Origin of the sequence: Dyadobacter subterraneus (genome assembly GCF_015221875.1) — a bacterium.
GTDB classification, from domain to species: domain Bacteria; phylum Bacteroidota; class Bacteroidia; order Cytophagales; family Spirosomataceae; genus Dyadobacter; species Dyadobacter subterraneus.
The window spans coordinates 48,897-71,768 of record NZ_JACYGY010000001.1; the positions used below are offsets into that span (position 1 = coordinate 48,897).

A 22,872-nucleotide genomic window follows, 5' to 3' on the forward strand; every position below is an offset into this window, starting at 1 on the left:
TCATTCTTAAAATCAACCTATAAGGCGTTTGAATTACTATATTTGCAACCTGATGTAAATGGGTGGTCCACACAGCTCATTCAAAATTTTGTTAATTCGTAATAGCTTTAAATGAAGGTTCTCAAATTTGGCGGCACATCGGTCGGTTCGGTCGATAGTATCAAGCAGGTAATTGGTATTCTTGAAAATAATCTGGCAAATGGTGAAAAAATCGCCGTTGTTTTTTCAGCCATGGGTGGTGTCACGAACCGTCTGATTGAAATTGGAAAGATGGCCGCTGCCGGAAACGGTGAATATGTTGAGTTCCTGAAAGTGGTTGAGGAACGTCATTTTGTGATCGTGCGCGGGCTGATCAATGTAAAAAGTCAAAGTAGCACGTTTGCTGCTGTACGTGGACTTTTCAATGAATTGGGAGATATTTTGAAAGGTGTTTCCTGGATTCGTGAACTTTCGACACGCACAATGGACCTGATTATGAGTTTTGGAGAAAGACTTTCCACGCTTGTTATTACTGAAATCCTGAAAAGTAAAGGTATTGCAGCTGAATTTTGTGATGCACGCCAAATCATCCGTACCAATGAAACTTATGGAATGGGTGATGTGAATTTCGCGGTTACCAATCAGCTCATTCTGGAATATTTTGCCAAGGCTTCTGCTTTGCAATGTGTTACCGGTTTTATTGCTTCTACCTCAGAAGGTATTACGACAACATTAGGACGCGGTGGCTCTGACTATACCGCCTCTATTCTTGGCGCTGCGCTTGATGCTGATTCCATAGAAATATGGACGGATGTGGACGGCATGATGACCGCAGATCCACGGAAAGTACATAATGCATTTACGATTCCTTCGATTTCCTATGCCGAAGCTATGGAGCTTTCTCACTTTGGTGCGAAAGTGATTTATCCGCCAAGCTTGCAGCCGGCTTTTGCAAAAAATATAACGCTTAAAGTACTGAATACCTTTAATGTTGATTTTGAAGGTACTTATGTTCAGAAAATTGCGAGTAAAAAAGATTTTCCGATCACCGGAATTTCTTCGATTGATGAAATCGCACTGGTTAATATTCAAGGTAGCGGGATGATCGGAGTAGCCGGGATTTCAGGCCGACTTTTCACTGCGTTATCACATAATGATATTAGCGTAATTCTTATTTCGCAGGCGTCTTCTGAACATTCAATCTGTTTTTCTATCGACCCGCGTGATGCGCAAAAAGCCAGTGAGGTTTTGGAAAAAGAGTTTGCTTCTGAAATCAGCTACGGATATATTGACAGTATAACAATAGAAAAAAATCTATCAGTCATCGCAATTGTCGGTGAAGGAATGAAGAAAAGTACCGGTGTTTCCGGAAAGCTTTTTTCTGTTTTAGGTAAAAACGGTATCAACGTCGTTGCTACGGCGCAGGGTTCTTCGGAGCTTAATATTTCTGTTGTTATTTCAAAAAGTGATCTTTCCAAAGCACTGAATGCTATTCACGGTGTTTTCTTCCATTCTGAAACGCGGTCGCTCAACTTGTTTATTGTTGGTGTTGGTCTGATTGGTAGTACGCTTTTGGAGCAGATCAGAAAACAGAATAAATATCTAAGAGAAGAAAAATTTTTGAACCTGAACATCGCCGGACTTTCCAATACCAAGAAAATGCTTCTTGATCCGGACGGGATCGGTTCAGCACATTGGAAAGAAAGAATTGATGGAGAAGGTGTAAAAACCAGTTTGCCAGCATTCGTCCAGCGCATGATTGAGCTCAATCTTCCAAACAGTGTTTTTGTGGATTGTACGTCTGATAAAGACATCGTTCAGTATTATAATATGTTATTGGATGCAAGTATTTCCGTTGTAACGCCAAATAAAGTGGCCAATTCGGGATCCTACGCTGAATATATTTCCCTGCAACGCACTGCTTTGAAAAGAGGCGTTAAGTTTTTGTATGAAACCAACGTTGGTGCAGGTTTGCCAATCATTAATACCATTCAGGGTTTAATGGCCAGCGGTGATAAATTTCTGAAAATTGAAGCGATTCTGTCAGGAACGTTATCTTATATATTCAATTCTTTTGGTCCGGGAATTAAATTCGTGGATGTTGTAAAAGAAGCAAAAGCAAAAGGATTTACCGAGCCAGATCCTCGTGACGATTTAAGTGGTGCAGATGTTGCCAGAAAAATATTGATTCTTGCCCGGGAAGTAGGTGTTCCGCTGGAATCAGAAGATGTAAAAGTGGCTCAGTTGTTACCTGAAAATTGCCTTGCCGCACCAAATGTGGAAGCATTTTTCAATGAGCTGATTATCTCTGACGATTACTTTGCAAAACTTCAATCCAACGCAGAAGCCAATGGAGAAAAACTCCGGTATATCGCAACGCTTGAAAACGGGAAAGCGGTTGTGGAACTGAGAACTGTAAATCAGCAGCATCCTTTTTATACTTTGTCAGGAAGTGATAATATCGTTTCTTTCACAACGGACCGTTATAAAGATCGGCCTTTGGTGATCAAAGGCCCAGGCGCAGGAGCGGAAGTTACGGCGTCGGGTGTGTTTGCAGATATTATGAGCATTAGTAGTTATTTGGGATAGAACGTTTTAAATTGTTGGAGATTTTTCAAAAAGCCATTTTTAACTATGAGCAATAGAAAAGTTCCGGAATCGGTTGCCAGGCTTACCGAGGAATTCGTGAATCAGATGGGTCAATTATACGGAGATCGTCTTGATAAGGTGATTTTATACGGCTCATATGCCAGAGGTGACCAACATGAGGATTCTGATATAGATTATCTGGTTGTTTTGAATGACGAAGAAATTAAAACATTTAAGGAAATAAGTAATTTGTCTCCTGTCACTTTTGAATTATCTCTTCAGTATTCGATATCAGTTTCTGCAATTCCGGTGACTCAATCCAGCTTTAATCAAAATTGGTCGCCTTTATATCAAAATGTTCATGAGGATGGGATTATGTTATGAAGATTAATTCAGTCGATAATATTATTTCAAAAGCCTCTGATTGCTTTGATGATTCAAAAGAGTTTTTAGCTAAGGAAAGGTATGAAGCTGCACTAAACAGATCCTATTATTCAATGTTTCATTGTATTCAGGCCTTACTTTCTACTGTTAAATTTGTTACTAAATCTCATTCAGGGGCACACAATGCTTTTCATAAAGAGTTTATTTTAACGCAACTATTTTCAAAGGATCTTGGTCTTGCATTGAAACGTACTTTCGAAAAACGGCAATTTGGTGACTATGAGTATGATGAAGTATTTTATGAAGATGCAAAAGAATCTGTTGAAGATGCGCAAAAATTTCTAAACGCCACCACCCAATATTTAAAGGAAAACAATTTTTTAAAGTGAATTATATTAAAGTCTTTGCACCTGCCACCGTCGCTAATGTTTCCTGTGGATTTGATATTTTCGGTTTTGCTATTGAAGAGCCGGGGGATATTGTAGAAATACGCCGTCGCGATGAACCTGGAATTGTTATAAAGGATATTTTTGGTGATGATGGAAGATTGCCACGGAAAGCTGAAAAAAATGCGGTAACAGGTGTAATGCTGCATTTGCTAAAACATCTTGGCATTACAGATTTTGGCTGTGAAGTTACTTTACACAAAAATATGCCCTTAGGAAGTGGTATGGGTTCAAGCGCAGCAAGTGCCGTAGCCGGTGTAGTTGCCATAAATGAATTACTGGATTGTCCACTTTCAAGAGCTGATCTTTTGCCTTTTGCAATGGAAGGGGAACGGATTGCTTCGGGTTCCGCACATGCTGATAATGTGGGTCCTGCACTTTTAGGAGGTTTTGTAATTATCAGAAGTTATGCTCCGCTGGATGTTTTTTCAATTCCGGTTCCGGGAGATCTTTTCTGCACTTTGGTACATCCTGATATAGAAATTAATACAAAGGACGCGAGATATATTCTTCGGGATGAGGTTTCGTTGAAAAATACGATTTCTCAAATGGGAAATGTAGCGGGGTTAGTGGCTGGTTTGATGATGGAAGATTATGACCTGATCGGCCGCTCCATGGTAGATGTGATAATTGAACCTGTGCGTTCTATTTTAATCCCTGATTTTAATCTTGTAAAACAGGCTGCTTTGGATCATGGAGCGTTGGGATGCAGTATCTCAGGATCAGGGCCTTCCATGTTTGCATTAAGCCGTGGCGTTGAAAATGCCAAGAAAGTAGGAGAGGTGATGAAGGCGACATTTGCTAATGCGGGAATTGAAGCAACTTCACATGTTTCCTTAATCAATAAAGGAGGACCTGTGGTTTTGGACAAAAATTAATATTCAGTAAAGTGTCATAAATCTGAGCATTACATTTCAGTTTTTCAATTTCAGATTTTTGTGTTATTCAAAATTGACATTTAACGAACTTTCTACGTAATTTTAAACGTTACATAGTCCAGAGCATTAAAATTTATAAGATCATGGTTACTGTAAGCGATACTGCGAAGAATAAGATCATAGAATTGCGTAAGGCAGATGGTCACGAGGAAGATTATCAGATTCGTGTAGGTGTTTTAGGCGGAGGCTGTTCAGGTTTGACGTATAATCTTGAATTCAATTCGGACACAAATCCTACGGATATGGTCTTTGAAGATAAAGGCGTTAAGATTATTGTTGATAAAAAAAGCATATTGTACCTTGCCGGAACAGTGCTTGATTTTTCAGACGGTCTGAACGGAAAAGGATTTCAATTTGTCAACCCGAATGCGACCCGCACTTGTGGATGTGGCGAAAGTTTTGCTGTATAAATTTTTAGATTTTGTGGATAATAGTAAAAGGCGTTGTGAGCTATCACGGCGCTTTTTTTATGTCGTATCAAATCAAAAAAATGACAGAAGTAGTATATTTTCCTTATTTTATTGTTTTTTTGTGCAAGGGAAAGACGTTACCCGGGGAATTCCTGATATAATTGTGTCAGAAAGACAAAATTCAAATTTTGTTACCTGAATTACCGCTTCGATAGCGTGTGTAACTAACACAAAATTGTAGCGTAACCGTCTTTAACTTTCAAATTTTAACTTTCAATTTTCAACTAAGTAAATGAAACCAACGCTTTTAATTTTGGCTGCCGGCATAGGAAGCCGTTATGGAGGAATAAAACAACTTGACCAGTTTGGTCCCAATGGCGAAACCATTATTGATTATTCCTTATATGATGCCATTCGAAGCGGTTTTGGCAAAGTAGTATTTATCGTTCGTAAAGAAATAAAAGATGAAGCGGAGGCCTTGTTTGCTCCAAAATTAAAAGGGAAAATTGATTACGATTTTGCAATTCAGGGCGTACAATCTTATGTACCTGAGGATTTGGGAACTGTTGAGCGAGTAAAACCCTGGGGAACCGGACATGCAACTTTATGTGCATGGGATAAAACAGATACGCCGTTTGCTGTAATTAATGCAGATGATTTTTACGGTCGCGGTGCTTTTGAAACCATGGCGGAATTCTTGCGGACTGATACCAATGATAATCAGCATGCGATGATTGGTTATGAATTAAAAAGAACACTTTCAGAAAACGGTACAGTTTCGAGAGGAGTTTGTATTGAAAGAGAAGATCACAATTTATCGTCGGTAGTTGAACGTACCAAAATATTTGAAGAAGGCGGAAAAATTTATTTTGAAGAAGAAGATGTCAAAACTGAATTAGCACCGGAAACACCTGTTTCAATGAATTTCTGGGGTTTCAAGCCTTCGATGTTTCCTATTACCAAGGAATTGTTTGAAGAATATGCGCGTGTAAATTTGCATACACCAAAAGCTGAATTCTATATTCCAACGGTAATGAGTTATATCATCAAAAATGGTCTGGGTGACTGCCGTGTTTTCCGCAGTGCTTCTGACTGGTTTGGGGTAACGTATCCGGAGGATAAACCAACTGTTCAGGCTTCTTTGTCAGCTTTGCATGAGGCTGGGGAATATCCTGGGAAGCTTTGGGAATAAGATTAGCGAGATGAGATAGTTTTGAAAATATAATTTAGTTAACAAAAGAGGTCAACTTTTTAAAAGTTGACCTCTTTTGTTTTGTTACTATTTCAATTTGACTGCTTATTTCTTTAACAAAGCCTCCATCATTTTATCCGCCAAAAATTTATTCCCGGTTTCATTCAAATGCACACGATCGGTAGTAAGAATTTCTTTTTCCTTGTTTTCAGGATTGTTTTGAACAAGATAATCCTGGAAGTATTTGCGAAGATCACATAATTGAAGATTATTTCTCGATGCGATGTCACGGATGATTTTGGCATACTGATTCAAATCACCATCCTGCATATTTGAATTGTCATTTTTCTCACCAATCACCGTAGGCGTGCAAAGGATAATACGAATATTCTGAGCTTTCAGTTTTTTAATGATTGCTTCATAAAACTTCACGTATTTATCAGGATCCGTTCCTGTGCCTGACGAACTTTTATGCCAAACGTCGTTGATTCCTATATAAATAAAAACAACATCAGGTTTTTTTGATAAAACATCATCTTCGATCCGGAGATAAAGATCATAGACTTTATTGCCCCCAATTCCTGCGCCCATCAGTTCATACTTGTTGCCTTGGTTGTTTGTTTTAAGCATTTCGGTCATCATCGTAATATAACCTTTTGGACCAACGCCAGCTTGTGTGATTGAATCACCAAAAAATATTACGCGTAATGGTTTATCCTGCTTCATCGCCAAAAGAGGGAATGCGACGAGGGCAATTTGTAAAAGTCGAAATAAAATTCGCATGAGGTTGAATGATTAGTTTTGTAGGAAAAGACACAAAAAGGAAAAAATTACCCTAATCCTTTTAACCATAAGTTGACAAGAGAAAAATCTAGCTGATAAGCTCAATTTGAGGAATATCCATAGAATATCTGAGAACAAAAGATCGTCCGGGCAACATTTCTGAATGCCAGTGCAGAGGCAATTTTATTTTTCTTACAGATTGCTGTATCAATGCGCTGATAATCAAATGATCATCCATAATTGTACAGCTAAGCACCTCACCATAAATTGCGAGTTGATCATTATTTTCATTTTCAGGAAGATAAACCTCGGAAGGAGAGCCCTGTTTTGATATTTTTCCGTTTTCTAAAACGAATACCTGATTAGCCATTCTGAATATTTCTCCAAGATCGTGTGTGACAATCAGCATGGTAAAACCCAGGTATTTTTGAAGTTTTAATAAATATTCCTGCAAGTGCAGACGCATCCTGTGGTCAAGCGAAGAAAGAGGTTCGTCGAGTAATAACAAATCCGGTTTGCGGACAAGTGCTCTTGCCAATGCTACACGTTGTTGCTGTCCACCAGAAAGTTGATGTGGCTTTCTGTCGGCCAATTGTGTAAGTTCAACAGATGTCAAAAGCTCATCCACTATGTCTTCGTTATCACCTTTTTTTAAAGCAAATAGTAAATTTTCTCGTACTGATAAATGCGGGAAAAGTGCATAATCCTGAAAAACGAAACCAATATTGCGGAGCTGTGGTGATTGGAAAATTTTATTGTCAGTATTCTGCCAAATAACATTTCCGAATTTAATATGCCCGAAATCAGGAATAACTAATCCAGCAATTTGTCGGAGCAAGGTTGTTTTTCCTGCACCGGAAGGGCCTGTTATCGCAACAATACTTCCCTTTTCTGCCCGTAGCGAAACCTCCATTGGAAGAATTCCATGAGCTGTTTGCAATGTATGCCGGATGGAAATATCAAGAAGTTTGTCGGACACGCAGGAATCGGTTATTTAGGGAATATACCAGGAGTAAAATAACAAAAGTTATGGCAAAAAGTACCAGCGCATATTGATTGGCTACGTCGTAATTTAAAGCTTCCACCTCATTGTAAATAGCAACAGATGCGACTTTCGTAACACCGGGAATATTTCCGCCAATCATCAAAACAACGCCAAATTCTCCAATTGTATGTGCAAAAGTGAGTACCAGCGAAGTTAATATGGCTGATTTACAATTGGGTAATAATATTTTATAAAATGTCTCCCACCGCCCTTTTCCCAAGGTAAAAGAGGCTTCTCTCAATGAAACAGGAAGTGATTGCAAACCTGCCCGTAAAGGATAAACCATAAATGGTAAACTGTAAATGACAGAACCTATTACCAGACCGGGAAATGAAAAAACCAGTCTTAAACCCAAAATATTTTCAACCCACGCACCAAACCAATGTGACGGACTGAATGCCAATAATAAATAAAAACCCAAAACCGATGGTGGCAGTACAAGCGGCATTCCAATGACTGCTTCTATGATACCTTTTCCCTTAAATTTTGTAAAAGCAAGCCAGTAAGCCAACGGAAGCGCCAGCACAAAAAGTATGCATGAGGTAATGATAGCGAGCCTGAAAGTGAGCCATAGTGGTTGCCAGTCCATTTTAATTTTGAATAAGTGAATGGTAGAATGTATGAATGGTGGCTCGTATCGGTTGGGTTAAATTATTTATAACCGTATTTTTTGAATATGGCTTTGGCTTTTTGGGAAAATAAAAAATCGTAAAATTTTTGACTTGTTTCCTTTTTGGGAGAATTATCGCTGTGACGGAGTAATAATGCTGCCTGGGCAATCGGTTTGTAAGATGTTGAATCTACAATTTGATAATGACCTTTTCCTTTCATTTCAGGAGCCAGAATAACGGACAAGGCTGTAAAACCTGCTTCAACGGATCCCGTTGTGATGTACTGAGCCGCTTGTGCGATACTTTCTCCGTAAACGATTTTACTTTTTAAGGATTCTAGTAAGTTTTCTTTTTGTAACGCCTGTACCGCAGCTTCTCCATATGGAGCCATTTTAGGATTTGGAACAGCTATTTTTTTTACTTTATCAGTATTTAAAACTTTGAGATTTAATTCATTTTCCGGAATTGATAGCGACCATAATGCTAAGGTACCGTATGCGTAAATTTTTGGTTTTTCGTCTGATCCGCCTTTGCTGAATATTTCTTCGGGATATTTTGTGTCGGCAGAAACAAATACATCAAATGGAGCTCCTTCACGTATTTGGGCGGTTAATTTTCCAGACGAGCTAACGACAACTTCTATTTCTTTCCCTGTTTCTTTTTCAAATTCCGTTTTTAATTCTTTCATGACATATTGCACGTTGGCCGCTGTGGCCACAATAATTTTTTCGGATGGTTTGGAACAACCACTCAAAAAAATCAAAACCGGAAAGAAAATACGTTTTATGTTCATTTTGCTAAATTAATGCATTACTATGGATTGATACAAAAAATGTTTAGAACCAATTTTTAGCCCTGAAAGGGCGTCATATCTTAACATAGGGCATCGCCCTATGATACCCGGGATCGCGGGATCCGGGGTTCCGACTCTGAAAATTCGGCAAATTCATGACATGGTCGTGTAAGATAGGGCAACGCCCTATCTTAAAATATAACGCCCTTTCAGGGCTCCGGCCGCAAATCTTTTTGGTTGATGTTTAAACCATTATGCCCATTGCGGTTAAATATCGTAAATTGCGTCCCATTTTGACCGGCTTAGCCGGAAATCATAATTAATGCATTAAACAATGATAATAGAAACTGCCCAGCGCACCCGGCAAACGTCCGAGTATTACTTTTCAGTAAAGCTGGCCGAAGTAAGAAAACTAGTAGCCGAAGGACATGACGTGATCAATCTTGGGATTGGAAATCCGGACATGATGCCTTCTGAGCAAACACTTACAACACTTTCAGAGGCGGCTTTAAAGCCTCAGGCACATGGTTATCAACCGTATGTAGGAACAGTGGCTTTTCGGAATGCAATTGCAGAATATTATCAAAGAACCTATGGAGTAACACTAAATCCGGCTACGGAAATTTTGCCATTAATCGGCTCAAAAGAGGGAATTACACATATTTCTTTAACTTTTCTTGATCCGGAAGATGAAGTTTTGGTGCCGGAATTAGGCTACCCGGCTTACCGTGCTGTGAGTCAAATGGTTGGTGCGAAGGTAAAAGAATATCCTTTGCGCGAAGAGCATGGGTGGCAGCCTGACTGGGAAGTGATGGAAAGTCTGGTTTCGCCGCGTACTAAATTATTGTGGCTGAACTATCCGCATATGCCAACAGGAGCACCTGCAACAAAACAATTATTCGAAGCCGCGGTAGCTTTTGCCAAAAAACATAAAATCCTGCTTTGTCACGATAATCCATATAGTCTGGTTTTGAACAAAAAAGAACCGATCAGTTTATTGTCGATTGAAGGAGCGAAAGACGTTGCGATAGAACTTAATTCTATGAGTAAATCGCATAATATGGCAGGTTGGCGTTTAGGATGGCTTGCCGGAGCGAAACCATATATCGATGCTGTTTTAACAATAAAAAGCAATGTTGATTCAGGAATGTTCTGGGCGTTGCAGGAAGCGGCTGTTGCTGCGCTAGGAAATCCACAGGAATGGCATGATCAGAGAAATGCTGTTTATCAAGGTCGTTTGGAAGCTTCTGAGGCTTTTTTAAATGCTGTTGGCTGTACCTGGGACAAAAAGCAGGAAGGTATGTTCTTATGGGGCAAATTACCGGAATCCGTCGAATCTGCGGAAAAAATGGTTAATAATCTTCTTACAGAAAAACATGTATTCATAGCGCCCGGATTTATTTTCGGACCCAAAGGACAGCGTTATATACGGCTTTCTCTTTGTATGCCAAAAGAAAGAATCTGGGAAGCGGTTGAAAGACTGAAAAAATAATTTTCTTAACACTAAATCTTATTTTGGGTTGGAAGAGATTCTGACCCGAAATTTATTTTATATATGATAATCAGTATTATAGGAGTTGGCCTTCTTGGCGGCTCATTCGCATTATCACTACGGGAAAAATACCCGCATGTCAAATTTGTCGGCGTTGATCAGTCTCTGGTTAATCAAAAAATTGCGCTTGCAAAAGGGATTGTTGATGAAATCATGACATTGGAAGAGGCTTTGCAGGCTGCTGAGCTTAACGTTTTGGCTACTCCTGTGGATGCAATCACAGCCTTACTTCCAAAATTATTGGATCACCTTCCGGAAGGCCGTACCGTCATGGATTTTGGTTCTACCAAAGAATTGATCTGTAAAGTGGCTGATGCGCATCCGAAACGTGCACAGTTTGTTGCCGTTCATCCAATGGCTGGAACTGAAAATTCTGGTCCGGGAGCGGCTTTCAAGGAATTGCTGCCGGGGAAAAACGTAATTATCTGTGACAAAGAAAAAAGTCATCCGGATTCTTTGACTCTCGTAGATACTTTCTTACGTGATGTTGGAATGAAAATTCACTACATGACGCCTGTCGAGCACGACTTACATTTGGCCTATGTTTCACACCTAAGCCACATCAGTTCTTTTGCCTTGGGATTAACTGTTTTGGAAAAAGAACGTGACGAAAAAGCAATTTTTGATATGGCCAGTACCGGATTTTCTTCAACCGTGCGTCTGGCTAAAAGTTCACCGCAAATGTGGGCGCCGATTTTTGACCAGAATAAAACCAATGTCTCAAAAGCACTTGGCGATTATATCGAATTTTTAAAGAAATTCAAGGAAGCGATTGATAGCAAAGATTTAACAACAAGCCTGGATTTTATGTCAAAAGCAAATGACATTGGCAGGATTTTGAGTGGAATTGAGAAAAAGTAATTCGTTTTTTCCACAAGCTTGATATTTAATTTGGTAACAAAAAAGTCCGACAGTTATCTGCCGGACTTTTTTGCTATCTCGTAATAATTGTTTTCTAACGCTTCTTCCTCACCTCAACAAAAACAGCTCCCACAATCAATCCTACCAATAATAGTGAACTGATCAAATCAACCGTTTTCCCTGTCGCAACCGAAACAGGTTCAAATTTAAAAGTTATCGAATGTTTCCCGGCAGGAACGCGAAGTGCACGCAGTACGTAATCCGCACGAAGCAAATCCGCAGGTTTGCCATCAATTGTCACTTTCCACTCATCCCGAACGTTATAATATATTTCTGAGAAAACAGCAAGGCCTTCTGCTTTTGAATTGCTTTCGTAGATCAATTCATTTGGCTTATAAGTGATCAGACTAATCTTATCTGTCGAATCTGCCCGAAGTGTTAATCCCGTCAATTTATCAGCAAAACGCTGGTCAATTACTGCTGTCTGTTTTGGTTTCAAAGAATCCAATGCGGCCATTTCAGCATCAGCATTTGGGACAATTTTATATTCCTGAACAAACCACGCATGTCCGAAGGCATCCGGATTTTGCTGTGCAATTTTATTTCCTTGTTGATCAGCCGTAATAAAATACTTGGTATTCAACATATTAAAAATCCCAAAATTGGGATTTTGTTTGTTCATCTGATGCTCATACAACTCCTGATAACGTCTCAGTTTAGCACCGTGATATCCGCCCAATGATTTGTGGAAATAGGATGCTGCTGCACTTTGGAATGGTGAAGTTGAAAGGTCATACACTCTAAAATCCGGATCAGTATCCGTTAGGATTTTCTCATCAGCTGCACTTGGTGCAAGAGCTGCAAGTGATGCGCTTTTACCAATAAAATCGGCATTGTTCAAATAACGTTTGTCGATACCAAACATGTCAATGATCATTAGCAAGATCAAAACCGGATAAAGCAAAGCTGTTTTGATTTTATCTTTCATCCAAAGCCAGATTAATCCTGCTGTAACCAGAATGAAAAATAGGCTACGGAAAGCATCACTGCGCATCAAACCTGCACGGTCTTGTACAATTGCTGATACTATTTGCTGCCCAAATGCGGGATCCTTGGCCATTTGGGAATAGTCATTTGCAACTGCTGCGTCGCTGAGTCCCTGAAAATTGAAAAAGACAGTAGGCATCAAAGCCAGGATCAGTGAAATTCCACCCGTAATACCCAAACTTATTAAAAATGGCTTTTGCAGATCTTTCCACAAAATTTCTTTTTTAGCAATTGTATTTAGTGCCAGAACGGCTACAAAAACCATCAGAAGCTGTACAAGCGCGAGTACCATCGTGACGGCCCGAAACTTGTTGAACATTGGGAAATAATCGTAGAACAGATAATTAAATGTGGCAAAATTCTTTCCCCAGGCCCAGAAAATATAAAGAACAATAACGCCAGCTGCCCAGTTTTTTAGCGGACTTTTAACAATAAATAAACCTAAAATAAACAGGAAGAGAATAATAGCACCTGCATAAACCGGTCCGCTTACGATAGGCTGATCTCCCCAGTATAAAGGTAATTGCTGAACAACATTATTAGCAGTTGCCGAATCTAAACCTCGGTTAACAAGTATTTTATATGTTTCAGAAGTATTGGAAAGTGCGCCCGGACTTGAACCGCCGTAAGCGTTCGGGATAAGAAAAGTTAACGTTTCACCAATTCCGTAACTATAAGAAAATGCATATTCCTTATCCAGACCGTCTTGTTTGTCATTTGTTTTTGCTCCATTTGAAACACTGAGTTCCGGTTTGCCGCGAATTGTTTCTTTGGTATAATCATATGCATTCCAGAGTCTTGTGGTGTGCGTACCCACAGAAACGGTAGCTGCAAAAGCAAGTCCAACAAGGATGAAAGCGAGTTTTTTAATCTGCCCGTTTTTCAAATATGGCAAACTTTCAATAATAACCAAAACGATAATTCCAATGCCCAGATAGTAGGTAATCTGAACGTGGTTGGCATAAAGTTCGAGAGATAAAAATATGGCTGTAACCGCTGCTCCGGCAAGCCAATTTTTTCTAAAAGCCAAAATCACACCCGCCAGAACGCCCGGAGCGTAATAAATAGCCAGCATTTTGGAAACGTGCCCTGCTTCCAGACTTACCAGATTCCAGGCTGCAAAACCAAAAGCCACGGCTCCAAAAACTGAAAGCCAGACGCTCGCGCCGGCTACCAGAAACAATATATAGGCACTTACGCACCCGATGAGGAAATAATTTGCAGGTGCTGGTAGAATTTTATTAACAATCTGTCCCATCTTTGTCGAAATGCTCGTCGGATAATCACCCGCAATCATATAGGCTGGCATTCCGGCAAACATGCTGTTGGTCCAGTTTGACCATTCCCCGGTTTTTTCATGATAGGTCACCACCTCATGGGCAGCGGCTTTTGCCTGTACATCATCATGCTGATTCAGCTTTTTGCCTTCCAAGACTGGAAATGCATAGATTAATGACAAAAATATAAAACCTATCACCGCGAAAAAATGCGGCCGGATTTGTTGCCAGGATAATAAATTTTTCATTTTGATAATAATAAGCCGACGGGTATTTGAAAATATGATATTATAATGTCAATAATACGTACAAATATGACTTTTCTTTCATGATACTCACAAAGAACATCTATTCTTGCACGTTAAATTTTTGTTAACGAGCGCAAATATAAAAGTATTGATATATGTTTGGGATGTAAAATCTGAATCTTGTTTTAGTATTTTTTTGATAGAAATCAGAAATAGGAAGTAAAATTTAAGAAAATACCCGATAAATTTGCAGAAATTGTGCCTTAAGTTAGAAACACAACTGTATTAAGAATTGATTAGTAGTAACCCGATAGATAAATGAAAAGAATTGGAGTTTTCACCTCAGGAGGAGATGCACCCGGAATGAACGCTTGTATCCGTGCTGTGGTGCGCGGAGCAGTATACCATGGAATAGAAGTTTTTGGAATCAGAAGAGGATATAGCGGAATGATTGCCGGTGATGTTTACAAAATGGAATCTCACTCGGTTAGTAATATTGTTCAAAGAGGTGGTACGATCCTGAAATCAGCGCGGAGTAAAGAATTCATGACGCCGGAAGGAAGGAAAAAAGCTTTTGACTCATTAAACGCACACGGAATTGAAGGAATGGTTGCCATCGGCGGAAATGGTACTTTTACAGGTGCTATGATCTTTGGTAACGAATATGGAATTCCTACCGTAGGAGCTCCCGGAACAATTGATAACGATTTATACGGAACCGATTATACTATTGGTTTTGATACAGCAGTAAATACAGCTTTGGATGCGATTGACCGTATCCGTGATACAGCCAGTTCTCACGACAGGATTTTCTTTATTGAAGTAATGGGCCGTGATTCAGGTTATATCGCCGTACAATCAGGTATTGCCGGTGGCGCAGAATTGGTGATGGTGCCGGAAGTATTGACGCCGCTTTCAGAAGTTGTAGAAACATTGAAACAAGGTTGGAGCCGTTCAAAATCATCTTCGATTATTGTAGTGGCAGAAGGTGACGAAGCAGGAAGTGCCGTTGAAGTAGCAGAAAAAATTAAATCGCAGGTGGATGAAAACGCGGATATCCGTGTAACAACACTTGGACATACCCAGCGCGGAGGTTCTCCGTCAGCTTACGATCGTATCCTTGCCAGCCGTTTGGGCCTTGGCGCTTTGGAAGGATTATTGGGCGGACAAAAAAATGTAATGGCTGGAATTATCAACAATGAACTTGTTTACACACCGTTTGAAGATACAATCCGCTTGCCAAAACCAATCAGCGATGATTTGTTGAGAATGGTTAAAATATTAAGCGTTTAGAGAATATTGGATTGGTTGTCAGGAATAGTCACTTGTTGTCGATTGTTGTAGCAATACTCGCAATGGCAATAAATGACAATTACCTGACTTGCGGCAGTGATCAGCAATATCCCATAATTTTATAAATAATAATTCCGACCCATTCGCGGAACAAAGGTTGCGAATATCCTACCACTTCCGGGTCAGGAATGATCATATCTTTTATTTTCGAACTACCTGCGCCTCCGTAAAAATCCGCTGGAAATACATCGGTAGAAACGCCGACTTTTTTAAAGCAAGCCAAGGCACGTCTTAAATGGAAGGAGGAAGTGATCAGAACATAATTTTTTCCGGGAAACTTTTTCCGCAAAATCTCTTCGGTAAATACAGCATTCTCCCTGGTATTTTTGGCTTTTGGCTCTAACAGAATATCCTCAGGTTTTACACCCCATTGAATTAGCAAGGATGAAACTTGCTGCACTTCACTTTTTCCTGCGTCAACGAGGTCTTTTGGGCTGGCACCTGTAATTAGTATTTTTTTGATCTTGCCGTTTTTATAAAGGAGATAAGCTTGTAAAAATCTGTCTGCATGAGGACCAAAATTCGGATGATCTATCGTCAAATCAGGCGTACTGATCATTCCTCCTGTTAGTAATATTCCAACGTCATAGGTTTTGTTAACTTTGCTGATATTGAAGGGCTTATATTCCCACCAGTTGAAAGCTTTGTTTATTAAAAATGAATTGGAAATTAAATAGAGTATTGCGAAGGAAGAAATCACCGCAATTCTTTTTCTGCGGGCATTTTTTGTCATCAAGGCATAAAGAATAAGTATCAGACTTATACTAAAAGGCATCAACAAAAAGTCAATTGTTTTGGAGAGAAAATAAAACATTTGGGTACGAAGCTGGTAGATGTAAGCGTTTTGAGTTTAATTTTGTATTCTCAGCCACGATTTAGCTTAATAATTAAACAGTTCATAATTATCACATCATTTTCAAATGAAAAAAAGAACGCACACGGCCATTTTGATTTCTTTTTTTGTCCTCAGTTTAGTTACTTATTCTTTCGGCCAGGGTTATCATATTGAAGCAACATTGAAGGGTCTAAAAGACAGTTCCTGTGTTTTGGGCCATTGGAGTTATAGCAACAAACAATTTGTTGCCAAAGACACCGCCAAAGCAGATGGAAACGGAAAAATGGTTTTTGAAGGAAAAACAAATCTTCCGGGCGGACTTTATTTGCTCCTTTTGCCTGGTAATCAACGATGGCTGGAATTTGTGTATTCAGGTAAGGAAACCAATTTTTCAATGGCAACTGATACAGCAGATTTTGTTGGCGCCATGGAAGTGAAGGGCTCAAAGGAAAACCAGCTTTTTTATGCTTATCAAAAAGAATTGAAAAGCCGTGTTAAAGAAATTGAAAATTTAAACAAAACACAATCGGCCGATGTTTCTGTAAAACTGAAACAGGCGCAGGATCAGTTCAAAAATTATCGCGACAAGTTTATAAAAGATAACGGAGATACTTTTACAGCCAAATTATTGAAAATGTCCGGTGATCCGGAAGTGCCCGCTGCTCCGAAACTGGCTAACGGAAAAACGGATTCACTTTGGGTCTTTAATTATTACAAGTCACATTATTGGGACAATGTCGATTTTGCTGACGAACGGATTTTACGCACGCCTTTTCTTGAAACAAAACTGGACCGATACATAAAAAACCTTGTTGTGCAAACGCCGGATTCATTAATAAAAGATACGGATTGGCTGGTGGCGAAAGCTACTGCGAACAAAGAAGTGAAATCGTACGTGGTTTTTTACATTATCAATCAATATGAAAATCCGAAAACGGTTGGAACCGAAGCGCTTTGGGTACATATGGCCAATAAATATTATTTGTCGGGCGAAATGGGCGTTTCAGAAGATACTAAAAAGCGGATTGCTGAAAAGGTCAATACTTTGAAATATTTGCTGGTAAACAAAACTTTCCCAACATTAGCTGTTACAGATCCGGCCGGTAAAAAAGTTGATTTACAAACAGTTAATGCAAATTATACCGTATTGTTTTTCTACGCCGCCACTTGCGGGCATTGTAAGGAAGCTTCACCTGTTTTAAAAAAGTTTTACGATAAAAATAAAGCAGACGGTGTAAAAGTTATCGCAATTGATACTGAGCACAATGCGGAAGAATGGAAATCTTTTGTATCTACCTATCATCTTGATGAAATGATCAATGGTTTTGATCCGTTAAACCAGATTGATTTTAACAGAAAATATGATGTGGTAACAACACCGACGATTTATGTTCTGGATAAAAACAAGAAGATAATTGCAAGAAAAATGCCGGTAGAGCAGCTGGATGATTTTCTTAATTATTACAAAAAGAAACAATTAGCATCAGCTAAGTAGAAGAAATTATATTTCAATTTACAGAATCCACAATATTCGATTATTGTGGATTCTGTGTTTTAAGCTTATAAAAATGCAACGCATATGGGTAGCTTCACCGCAATACTTTCATGTTTAAATGTGAGTTTACCAGTTTTTGGATTGATCTCATAAACCACCAGATTGTCTTTATCCTGATTGGCGACAATCATATATTTTCCGGTTGGATCGATATTGAAATCACGCGGTGTTTTAATCGACTGCGTCACTTCATCAACTTTTTCCAATTCACCATTTGCCTTGATTTGGAAAGCGCTGATACTATTATGTCCGCGGTTGGAAGTATATACAAATTTTCCGTTAGGATGTAAATGAATTGCTGCGCTCGTGCTAGGATCTTTGAAATCAGCAGGAACAGTTTGATAGCTTTTAAGCGCTGTTATCACGCCGTTTTCGCTGATGGAACAAGCTGTTACTGTCAGGTCAAGTTCGTTAAGCAAATACATGTATTTTCCGGATGGGCTAATAACAAAATGTCTTGGGCCTGAGCCTGGTTTGGCGTTAAAAGATGCTTGCGCTGGATTTGGTTTTAATTCACCAGTCTGCGTATTGACTTCATAGTTCATGACGTGATCTGTTCCCAAATCAACTACATAGGCATATTTCCCGTTTGGCGTAGTCGATGTAAAATGCGCATGTGCTTTTTCCTGACGCTTTTCATTTGGGCCGGTTCCTGTAAATTGCTGTGAATAAGTGGCAGGATTTACTTTTCCATCCGCTGCCAAAGTATAAGCCGCAAAACTTCCGCCTGTGTAATTGGAAACAAAAGCCATTTTCCCGTAAGGATCAACGGAAACATGACAAGGATTTAAACCTTCAGAAGGCTGGTTGTTTAGAAAAGTCAGTTTTTGATCAGCTCCGATAGCGTAGGAAGAAATTTTATTATCAGAAGTTACCGCGTACAGATTTTTTTTGTTTGGAGAAATACTGACATAACCAGGTCCCGGACTTGTCTTGAAATTTTCTTTCAAAGTAATTTTTCCCGTCGCCAGATCCAGCTCACACAAAGAAATGGAAGCATTTTCAGTTTTATCCTGACTTCCGATATAAAACAAAACCGTTTTCTCTTTGAAAGAAATTGCTGAAAAGCCCAAAATGAGGATCAGCGTTAGACTTAGTAATTTTCTCATAAGGTTGTAATTTGATAAATGAGCATTAAATCAGGAAAGCAGCTTTTTGTAACTTTTTAATGATGAAATGAATTATATATTGAAACAAACCTCAAAAATAAAATGGACCCGATAACCTGGCAGGATTTTGAAAAAGTGGATCAAAGGGCAGGCACAATAATTCGTGTTGAAGATTTTCCAAAAGCACGAAAACCAGCCTATAAACTCTGGATTGATCTTGGTGAAGAAATTGGAATCAAACAAAGCTCGGCGCAAATTACCAGACTTTATACAAAAGAGGAATTGGTAGGAAAACAGGTTTTGTGCGTCGTTAATTTTCCAATAAAACAAATCGCTGATTTTCGCTCAGAAGTTTTAACGACAGGTTTTATTTTGTCAGACGGAGAAGTTATTCTGGCTTGTCCGGATAAAGTTTTGCCCAATGGAACTCGTCTTGCCTGATCAGGGGAATCTTGCAAGTCTCAGCCTTAATTCTGTAATGTTAACGGTTTCAGGATGAGTTAACTTTGTATCAAAGAATTAGAAACCATGGAAGCTGATCATAAAGTTATCAATACAAAAAAAGTTACAGTCCCGGTTACAGGCATGTCCTGTGCAGCTTGTGCGGTGAGTGTGGAATCGATGTTGAAAAATACTTCCGGTGTGGAAAATGCCGGCGTGAATTATGCTAACCAGTCCGCTTTCGTAGAATTTGATCCAAAGGCAACCAATCTGGAAACGCTAGACAAAGTTTTAGAAAGTATTGGATATGGCTTTATCATTAATGACGACGATGACGAAGCGATTGCCGAGCAGGAGAAAATCCAGCTTGAACATTATAATGACCTGAAAAGAAAAACAATGCTTACCGGAATATTGGCTGTCCCAGTAGTCATAATCGGAATGTTTTTTATGGATTTGCCTTACGGTAATTACGTTATGATGGCCTTAACCATTCCGGTTTTATTTATTTTCGGAAAAGATTTTTTTGTCAATGCCTTCAAACAGGCAAGACATGGAAAGTCGAACATGGATACGCTGGTCGCATTAAGTACAGGGATTGCATTTCTTTTCAGCGCTTTTAATACTTTAAATCCACAATTCTGGCATTCACGCGGCGTTCATCCACATGTATATTTTGAAGCGGCAACGGTCATTATTTTCTTTATTTTGCTAGGAAAACTACTCGAAGAAAAAGCCAAAACAAATACTTCTGATGCACTAAAAAAGTTAATTGGATTACAACCAAAAACGGTAAAAGTAATTCGTGATCAAAAGGAAATTGAAATTTCGGTTAAGGACGTCCAGCTGCATGACGAAATCATTATCCGGTCAGGTGAAAAAATTCCGGTTGACGGAAAAGTGATCAGTGGAAATTCTTTTGTTGATGAAAGTCTGATGACCGGAGAACCGATCCCAGCTGAAAAAATGACAGACTCACAGGTTTTCGCAGGAACAATTAATCAGCAGGGAAGTTTTACTTTTTCGGCTGAAAAAATTGGTAAAAATACGGTTCTGGCTCAAATCATAAAAACCGTTCAGGCAGCGCAGGGAAGTAAAGCTCCTGTGCAACGTTTGGTTGATAAAATAGCAGGGATTTTTGTGCCGGTAGTAATCGGAATTGCAGTGATGACATTTTGCGTCTGGATGTTTTTTGGCGGAGAAAATGCACTGACGCAAGCACTTCTGGCTTCGGTATCTGTTTTGGTTATTGCCTGTCCGTGTGCACTTGGACTCGCAACTCCGACAGCGATTATGGTAGGCGTAGGAAAAGGAGCAGAAAATAATATATTGATCCGTGACGCCGAAAGTCTTGAAAAAGCAAAAGAAGTCAATGTAGTTGTTTTGGATAAAACCGGAACTTTAACACAAGGACATCCGGAAGTTACAAACTGGGAGTGGGCGGGAAATATTCAAAACCAGGAACAGCATGCTGCTGCAATCGGGTTGCTTGAATCTCGTTCAGAACATCCATTAGCACAGGCGGTTGTGAAATTTGTTAATACAAATCATAATGGTAAAATTGAAAAATTTGAATCCGTTACAGGAAATGGAGTAAAAGGAAATGTTAATGGAGAAAATTATATAATTGGAACACTTTCTTTTCTGGAAAAAGAAGGAGCCGTGTTGAATCTTGAATTGCAAAAATTTGCAGAAATTCAACGGAACGCTGCACAAACTGTAATCGGAGTAAGTTTAAACCAAGTTCAAATTGCATTAATTTCAATTGCAGATCAGTTGAAATCCACCTCAGCCGAAGCTGTTCAAAAATTGCAGGAACAAGGCATTGAAGTTTATATGCTGACGGGTGATAATGAACAAACTGCGGCGGCTGTTGCGAAACAGGTTGGCATAAAAAATTACCTGGCAGAAGTAAAACCGGATGACAAAATGCAATTTATACAAAAACTGCAATCAGAAGGAAAAATCGTTGCGATGGTTGGAGACGGCGTTAATGATTCTCAGGCATTGGTGCAGGCGGACGTCAGTATAGCGATGGGAAAAGGATCGGATATAGCCATGGATGTCGCGAAAATGACGCTGATCACTTCTGATCTGATGGTTTTGCCAAAGGCGTTGCAACTTTCCAGAAAAACGGTGGCAACGATCAAACAAAATCTTTTCTGGGCGTTCATTTATAACCTGATTGGAATACCAATTGCGGCTGGAATTTTATATCCGATTAATGGATTTTTGTTAAATCCGATGATTGCAGGAGCGGCTATGGCACTGAGTTCGGTTTCTGTTGTGACGAATAGTTTGAGATTGCGTGGGTTGAAATTGTAATCATCTGGAAATTTGGTCGTCAATGAAAAGTTAAGTGATTATTCAAATATTGATTAAAGCATTTTTTCAATTGCTGCTAACTCGATAATAAGTTAAATTTGGTAATCCACACACTACCAAATTTCATTTATGCAAACAATTACAAAGGTGACGCACGAAGAATATTTTGACTTATTGGTAAAATCTGACGTAAAACTCGAATATCATGGAGGAGAGATTCTTGCTATGGCCGGGGCGCAACCAGCGCATAATATAATAGCAGCGAATTTAATTGGTGAATTAGTTCATTGTCTCAAAAGAAAAGGGTGTATTGTTTTCACAAGTGATCAGTTAATAAAAATTGAAGAATGTGATCGATATACTTTTCCGGATTTAGTGATTGTATGCGACAGACCTGCTTATGAGAAATCTCCACAGGGATTAAACGCGCTTGAAAATCCTGAAATAATCATTGAAGTTTTGTCGGATTCCACGATGGATTATGATCGCTCGGAAAAATTTGATTGTTATAAAACAATTCCTTCTTTCAGAGAATACGTATTGGTATCTTCGAAACAGAAGAAAGTTGAGGTAAATAAAAAGTTAAGTGATGCTGAATGGTTAAGTCATATGTATAAAAACGATGATGAAAAAGTTGTCATTGGGGATTGTGTCATTTTGTTGGAAGACATATATAATAAAGTTGAGCTGACGGGAAATGAGTTTCCTGGTTTCTGAAACACTTGATATATAATCTTCCCAAAAACCAATAACTATACAATACCAACTCCAAATTCTGTAATACTTTTAAATCTTTCATGCCGATCTTTGCAAAGAGAAAAATAAAGGATCTCTGTCAAATAGCATTTCATTCAATGGAAACGATAAAATTTAAAACCAATATAAAATGCGGAGGCTGCATTGCCGCCGTTACTCCTTTTTTAACAACTGAAAACGGAATAGAAAAATGGGCTGTGGATTTGCAAAGCCCGGATCGTATTTTATCCGTTGAAACTGATAAATCAGCGGAAGAAGTTGCTGATGTTGTGAAAAAGGCAGGTTACCTGGCAACGGAAATTGCCTGATTATTAATAACTTTGCCATCGTAAATCTGGCTGAT

The 22,872-nt window shown here is 39.1% G+C and carries 21 protein-coding genes; 14 read left to right on the forward strand and 7 right to left on the reverse strand.

Annotated elements, in window-relative coordinates; translation table 11 throughout:
- Positions 1-111 precede the first annotated feature (111 nt).
- The 6 genes from thrA (at position 112) to IEE83_RS00215 (ending at position 5,938) form a co-directional block, all read left to right on the forward strand.
- Complete coding sequence (gene thrA, locus IEE83_RS00190; RefSeq protein ID WP_194118633.1) at positions 112-2,568, forward strand: bifunctional aspartate kinase/homoserine dehydrogenase I; 2,457 nt, start codon at positions 112-114, stop codon at positions 2,566-2,568.
- Positions 2,569-2,613: 45 nt separating this feature from the next.
- The gene (locus tag IEE83_RS00195; RefSeq protein ID WP_194118634.1) at positions 2,614-2,952 is read left to right on the forward strand and encodes a nucleotidyltransferase domain-containing protein; all 339 of its coding nucleotides are present in this window, start codon (positions 2,614-2,616) and stop codon (positions 2,950-2,952) included.
- Positions 2,949-3,341 (forward strand): HEPN domain-containing protein, encoded by a 393-nt coding sequence (locus tag IEE83_RS00200; RefSeq protein ID WP_194118635.1) that lies wholly within the window; start codon positions 2,949-2,951, stop codon positions 3,339-3,341. Before IEE83_RS00195 ends, IEE83_RS00200 begins: the two co-directional genes overlap by 4 nt.
- Positions 3,338-4,276, forward strand: coding sequence for a homoserine kinase (locus IEE83_RS00205; protein WP_194118636.1), 939 nt, complete (start codon positions 3,338-3,340; stop codon positions 4,274-4,276). Before IEE83_RS00200 ends, IEE83_RS00205 begins: the two co-directional genes overlap by 4 nt.
- A 143-nt stretch (positions 4,277-4,419) precedes the next feature.
- The gene (locus IEE83_RS00210) at positions 4,420-4,746 is read left to right on the forward strand and encodes a HesB/IscA family protein (protein ID WP_137344045.1); all 327 of its coding nucleotides are present in this window, start codon (positions 4,420-4,422) and stop codon (positions 4,744-4,746) included.
- Between the two features lie 292 nt (positions 4,747-5,038).
- Positions 5,039-5,938: a nucleotidyltransferase family protein gene (locus IEE83_RS00215; RefSeq protein ID WP_194118637.1), complete on the forward strand. Its 900-nt coding sequence runs from the start codon at positions 5,039-5,041 to the stop codon at positions 5,936-5,938.
- A 105-nt stretch (positions 5,939-6,043) separates the two neighbouring features.
- Here IEE83_RS00215 and IEE83_RS00220 read toward each other — a convergent pair whose 3' ends face one another.
- From IEE83_RS00220 to modA, 4 genes are all read right to left on the reverse strand, one after another.
- On the reverse strand, positions 6,044-6,721 hold the full coding sequence (locus IEE83_RS00220) for an SGNH/GDSL hydrolase family protein (protein ID WP_194118638.1): 678 nt from the start codon (positions 6,719-6,721) through the stop codon (positions 6,044-6,046).
- A gap of 88 nt (positions 6,722-6,809) precedes the next feature.
- Entirely contained in the window at positions 6,810-7,700 is an 891-nt protein-coding gene (locus IEE83_RS00225) for an ABC transporter ATP-binding protein (protein WP_194118639.1), read from the reverse strand.
- Positions 7,681-8,355, reverse strand: a complete 675-nt coding sequence (gene modB / locus IEE83_RS00230) for a molybdate ABC transporter permease subunit (protein ID WP_194118640.1) — start codon at positions 8,353-8,355, stop codon at positions 7,681-7,683. Before modB ends, IEE83_RS00225 begins: the two co-directional genes overlap by 20 nt.
- A gap of 62 nt (positions 8,356-8,417) precedes the next feature.
- Entirely contained in the window at positions 8,418-9,170 is a 753-nt protein-coding gene (modA, locus tag IEE83_RS00235; protein ID WP_194118641.1) for a molybdate ABC transporter substrate-binding protein, read from the reverse strand.
- A gap of 334 nt (positions 9,171-9,504) precedes the next feature.
- On the opposite strand from modA, the gene IEE83_RS00240 reads away from it, so the two are divergent.
- Positions 9,505-10,662, forward strand: a complete 1,158-nt coding sequence (locus IEE83_RS00240; protein WP_194118642.1) for a pyridoxal phosphate-dependent aminotransferase — start codon at positions 9,505-9,507, stop codon at positions 10,660-10,662.
- Positions 10,663-10,725: 63 nt separating this feature from the next.
- Positions 10,726-11,583, forward strand: coding sequence for a prephenate dehydrogenase (locus IEE83_RS00245; protein WP_194118643.1), 858 nt, complete (start codon positions 10,726-10,728; stop codon positions 11,581-11,583).
- A 94-nt stretch (positions 11,584-11,677) separates the two neighbouring features.
- Here the strand turns inward: IEE83_RS00245 and IEE83_RS00250 are convergent, their stop codons facing one another.
- Positions 11,678-14,155: a hypothetical protein gene (locus IEE83_RS00250; protein ID WP_194118644.1), complete on the reverse strand. Its 2,478-nt coding sequence runs from the start codon at positions 14,153-14,155 to the stop codon at positions 11,678-11,680.
- A 318-nt stretch (positions 14,156-14,473) separates the two neighbouring features.
- On the opposite strand from IEE83_RS00250, the gene pfkA reads away from it, so the two are divergent.
- Positions 14,474-15,448, forward strand: coding sequence for a 6-phosphofructokinase (gene pfkA / locus IEE83_RS00255; RefSeq protein WP_194118645.1), 975 nt, complete (start codon positions 14,474-14,476; stop codon positions 15,446-15,448).
- A gap of 100 nt (positions 15,449-15,548) precedes the next feature.
- Here pfkA and IEE83_RS00260 read toward each other — a convergent pair whose 3' ends face one another.
- A complete protein-coding gene (locus tag IEE83_RS00260) occupies positions 15,549-16,322 on the reverse strand; it encodes a YdcF family protein (RefSeq protein ID WP_194118646.1) in 774 nt (257 codons plus the stop codon).
- Between the two features lie 106 nt (positions 16,323-16,428).
- Between IEE83_RS00260 and IEE83_RS00265 the strand changes: the two genes are divergently transcribed.
- Positions 16,429-17,838: a TlpA family protein disulfide reductase gene (locus IEE83_RS00265; RefSeq protein WP_194118647.1), complete on the forward strand. Its 1,410-nt coding sequence runs from the start codon at positions 16,429-16,431 to the stop codon at positions 17,836-17,838.
- A 65-nt stretch (positions 17,839-17,903) separates the two neighbouring features.
- On the opposite strand, the gene IEE83_RS00270 is transcribed toward IEE83_RS00265, so the two are convergent.
- A complete protein-coding gene (locus IEE83_RS00270; RefSeq protein WP_194118648.1) occupies positions 17,904-19,007 on the reverse strand; it encodes a lactonase family protein in 1,104 nt (367 codons plus the stop codon).
- Positions 19,008-19,109: 102 nt separating this feature from the next.
- Here IEE83_RS00270 and IEE83_RS00275 point away from each other — a divergent pair, with 102 nt between their 5' ends.
- From IEE83_RS00275 to IEE83_RS00290, 4 genes are all read left to right on the forward strand, one after another.
- Positions 19,110-19,448 (forward strand): tRNA-binding protein, encoded by a 339-nt coding sequence (locus tag IEE83_RS00275; protein ID WP_194118649.1) that lies wholly within the window; start codon positions 19,110-19,112, stop codon positions 19,446-19,448.
- Between the two features lie 87 nt (positions 19,449-19,535).
- Positions 19,536-21,773 carry a heavy metal translocating P-type ATPase gene (locus IEE83_RS00280; protein WP_194118650.1) on the forward strand — a complete coding sequence of 746 codons (2,238 nt, stop codon included), beginning with the start codon at positions 19,536-19,538 and terminating at the stop codon, positions 21,771-21,773.
- Positions 21,774-21,902: 129 nt separating this feature from the next.
- Positions 21,903-22,490 (forward strand): Uma2 family endonuclease, encoded by a 588-nt coding sequence (locus tag IEE83_RS00285; protein ID WP_194118651.1) that lies wholly within the window; start codon positions 21,903-21,905, stop codon positions 22,488-22,490.
- 137 nt (positions 22,491-22,627) lie between these two features.
- Positions 22,628-22,837 carry a heavy-metal-associated domain-containing protein gene (locus tag IEE83_RS00290; RefSeq protein ID WP_137344068.1) on the forward strand — a complete coding sequence of 70 codons (210 nt, stop codon included), beginning with the start codon at positions 22,628-22,630 and terminating at the stop codon, positions 22,835-22,837.
- The last annotated feature ends 35 nt before the right edge of the window (positions 22,838-22,872 follow it).

Excerpts from the sequence above, each read along its gene's own strand:
- IEE83_RS00220 (WP_194118638.1), bottom strand. The coding sequence starts at position 6,721 with ATGCGAATTTTATTTCGACTTTTACAAATTGCCCTCGTCGCATTCCCT.
- IEE83_RS00240 (WP_194118642.1), top strand. The coding sequence starts at position 9,505 with ATGATAATAGAAACTGCCCAGCGCACCCGGCAAACGTCCGAGTATTAC.
- pfkA (WP_194118645.1), top strand. The coding sequence starts at position 14,474 with ATGAAAAGAATTGGAGTTTTCACCTCAGGAGGAGATGCACCCGGAATG.
- modA (WP_194118641.1), bottom strand. The coding sequence starts at position 9,170 with ATGAACATAAAACGTATTTTCTTTCCGGTTTTGATTTTTTTGAGTGGT.
- IEE83_RS00265 (WP_194118647.1), top strand. The coding sequence starts at position 16,429 with ATGAAAAAAAGAACGCACACGGCCATTTTGATTTCTTTTTTTGTCCTC.
- IEE83_RS00245 (WP_194118643.1), top strand. The coding sequence starts at position 10,726 with ATGATAATCAGTATTATAGGAGTTGGCCTTCTTGGCGGCTCATTCGCA.
- IEE83_RS00280 (WP_194118650.1), top strand. The coding sequence starts at position 19,536 with ATGGAAGCTGATCATAAAGTTATCAATACAAAAAAAGTTACAGTCCCG.
- IEE83_RS00250 (WP_194118644.1), bottom strand. The coding sequence starts at position 14,155 with ATGAAAAATTTATTATCCTGGCAACAAATCCGGCCGCATTTTTTCGCG.
- modB (WP_194118640.1), bottom strand. The coding sequence starts at position 8,355 with ATGGACTGGCAACCACTATGGCTCACTTTCAGGCTCGCTATCATTACC.
- IEE83_RS00200 (WP_194118635.1), top strand. The coding sequence starts at position 2,949 with ATGAAGATTAATTCAGTCGATAATATTATTTCAAAAGCCTCTGATTGC.
- IEE83_RS00270 (WP_194118648.1), bottom strand. The coding sequence starts at position 19,007 with ATGAGAAAATTACTAAGTCTAACGCTGATCCTCATTTTGGGCTTTTCA.
- IEE83_RS00210 (WP_137344045.1), top strand. The coding sequence starts at position 4,420 with ATGGTTACTGTAAGCGATACTGCGAAGAATAAGATCATAGAATTGCGT.
- IEE83_RS00275 (WP_194118649.1), top strand. The coding sequence starts at position 19,110 with ATGGACCCGATAACCTGGCAGGATTTTGAAAAAGTGGATCAAAGGGCA.
- thrA (WP_194118633.1), top strand. The coding sequence starts at position 112 with ATGAAGGTTCTCAAATTTGGCGGCACATCGGTCGGTTCGGTCGATAGT.
- IEE83_RS00215 (WP_194118637.1), top strand. The coding sequence starts at position 5,039 with ATGAAACCAACGCTTTTAATTTTGGCTGCCGGCATAGGAAGCCGTTAT.
- IEE83_RS00285 (WP_194118651.1), top strand. The coding sequence starts at position 21,903 with ATGCAAACAATTACAAAGGTGACGCACGAAGAATATTTTGACTTATTG.
- IEE83_RS00195 (WP_194118634.1), top strand. The coding sequence starts at position 2,614 with ATGAGCAATAGAAAAGTTCCGGAATCGGTTGCCAGGCTTACCGAGGAA.
- IEE83_RS00260 (WP_194118646.1), bottom strand. The coding sequence starts at position 16,322 with ATGTTTTATTTTCTCTCCAAAACAATTGACTTTTTGTTGATGCCTTTT.
- IEE83_RS00290 (WP_137344068.1), top strand. The coding sequence starts at position 22,628 with ATGGAAACGATAAAATTTAAAACCAATATAAAATGCGGAGGCTGCATT.